The 2262-nt window shown below is 42.1% G+C and carries 2 protein-coding genes; one reads left to right on the top strand and one right to left on the bottom strand.

From position 1 onward, the window contains the following. Positions 1 to 302: 302 nt before the first annotated feature. Complete coding sequence (locus IEX94_RS00070; RefSeq protein WP_188855517.1) at positions 303 to 1736, top strand: amidase; 1434 nt, start codon at positions 303 to 305, stop codon at positions 1734 to 1736. A 57-nt stretch (positions 1737 to 1793) separates the two neighbouring features. Here the strand turns inward: IEX94_RS00070 and IEX94_RS00065 are convergent, their stop codons facing one another. Next, positions 1794 to 2069, bottom strand: coding sequence for a YutD family protein (locus IEX94_RS00065; protein ID WP_188855516.1), 276 nt, complete (start codon positions 2067 to 2069; stop codon positions 1794 to 1796). Positions 2070 to 2262 lie beyond the last annotated feature (193 nt).

The raw sequence follows: 2262 nt of genomic DNA, 5'->3' as shown, positions 1-2262 counted from the left end.
CGGTGACTCCTACGGGAAAAGCACGAGTCCAGACCTGAGCAGGAAGCGATTTTCTTCCGAGGCAGACTAAGAACGCCACGTCCTGTGGCAACGTCTGCATTAGCACGTCCTGTGCGTCGAGGCTGAGGCCGTGCCCGTGGAAAGCATCCGTCCGCCGGGCAACTGAACGGTAATTAGAACGCCAATAAAATGAATGCGCAAAATACTTACGCTGAATGAAAGTAATGGCACTGATTTTCTGATGTTTGATAAGAGGTATTGGTAGCTGAAAGTGGAGAAATACATACTTAACAGAGGGGGAAATGAAAATATCTACTGCGATATTGGATTTAGATGCGACCGCACTTGCCGAAATGTTAAGAAATGGAACTTGGACAAGTGAAGAGGTCGTAACAACTTACATCAATCATATCAAAAAAGTAAACCCTCCCATTAACGCACTAGTAGAAGATCGCTTCGAGAAAGCAATAGCTGAGGCAAAACAATTTGATGAAACGAAGAGCATGGGGGGAAGAATAACCGGAAAGCTTGCTGGAGTACCAATTAGTGTGAAGGAAGCATTCCATGTTACCAACATGAAAACGACGGGATGCCTGGAACATCGTCAAGATTTAATTTCTCGGGATGATGCGAAAGCGATTACGAAACTGCGCAAGGAAGGTGCCATTATTTTAGGCAAAACAAATACCCCAGCTCTTTGCTATTGCCAGGAAACCGATAATAAGCTTTATGGACGGACGAATAACCCATGGGATATCAACCGGACTGCTGGGGGTTCGAGTGGTGGTGAAGGTGCTTTGCTTGCAGCAGGTGGAGCTGCAGTGGGAATCGCCTCTGATATCGGTGGGTCGATCCGTTTTCCATCCCATTTCAATGGTGTCGTCGGTTTTAAACCTGGAATGCACCAAGTCACTGTCGAAGGTCATTATCCAGAACCAACCCATCCATTGCAGCAAAGAATGCTCGGGATCGGTCCAATGGGGAAATCTGTGAGGGATATGGAACTGATGAACAGGATTCTAACTGGCACGAATCCGAAACCAGTCTTTCTAAATGAATACAAAGTTGAGTTATTAGTCGAACAGACGACCTACCCGTTAGCGAAAAGTACCAAAAATATAATGCGGGGAATAGAGGATTTCCTCATTCAATTAATTCAGACGAAACGTGGTGTGCCACCACTGTTTGATGAAAGTGCGCAACTTTGGCAGGAGATCATGTCCATCGATGGAAGTGCTGCTGTCGAGAGGGAGGCTTTCAGTAATGACCGTTCACCTCTCATCCGATCCTATTTAAAAGAACGATTGACGAACAGAACAAAGATGCACCCTTATCTATCCTGGGCAATACTTGGTTCGAAAATGTTCAAACCATCGAAAAAACGAGCTCGAGAAATAAACGATATTATTCTCCGTGGTGATGAATGGTTAAATGATTATTTAAACAATCGACTACTTATTTTTCCTGTTTATCATACTGCTGCTCCAATACATGGGCAAGTATTTAAAGAGATTTTCTCCATTCGTAAAACGTTTTTGGACTATATGCCATATATCGCTTATGCAAATGTATGGGGTCTCCCATCCCTTACATTACCCGTCGGTAAAGACGAAAACGATATGCCTGTAAGTATTCAAATCATCAGTTCTATTGGAAACGAAGCAGCCATTTTTAGACTTGGTTCCATTATTGAAAAGAAATTTCATGGGTATAGACGGTGCAAAAGATTGGATTAAAACGTCAGTGACTCCTTTCTTAGAATGAGAAAGGAGTTTTTCACGTGCAATTTATTGTTATTTCGTAACTTTTTTCAGGACAAAATAAGCACATCCAAAATTACAATGCTCCAATAAATAATCCTCTATAGCGCTGAACTTGGAATCAATTGGCGCTTTTGCATTCCGATCATGGTAAAATCCCTTCATCCGTAACTGTTCATAGCCCCAGTCACCGACAATATAGTCATATTTCCCTAATATATCCGCATACCGCTCCCGGATTGCATCTTCCTGAAAACCCTCTTTTATATTTTTCACTAATTCATAATGCTTGCCACCTAGTTCAATCACTTGTTACACCCCCTGTTTACCTTCCATTAGTTTACCATATGCACATCAGAAGTGAAATATTTGCATGTATGTTTTCCCATCTTTAAACCAAACTAAATCACAAATAGAATTAAGGAGAGAAACCATGAAGAAATTCATTCTAATCCATGCATTGCTTGGAATCGTACTCTATCTCGGTGGTCGCCGTATCATT

This window comes from Oceanobacillus indicireducens, assembly GCF_014647195.1.
Lineage (GTDB): Bacteria > Bacillota > Bacilli > Bacillales > Amphibacillaceae > Oceanobacillus > Oceanobacillus indicireducens.
The sequence above is the reverse complement of the archived record's forward strand: the minus strand, read 5'-3'. Positions and strand labels throughout refer to the sequence as shown.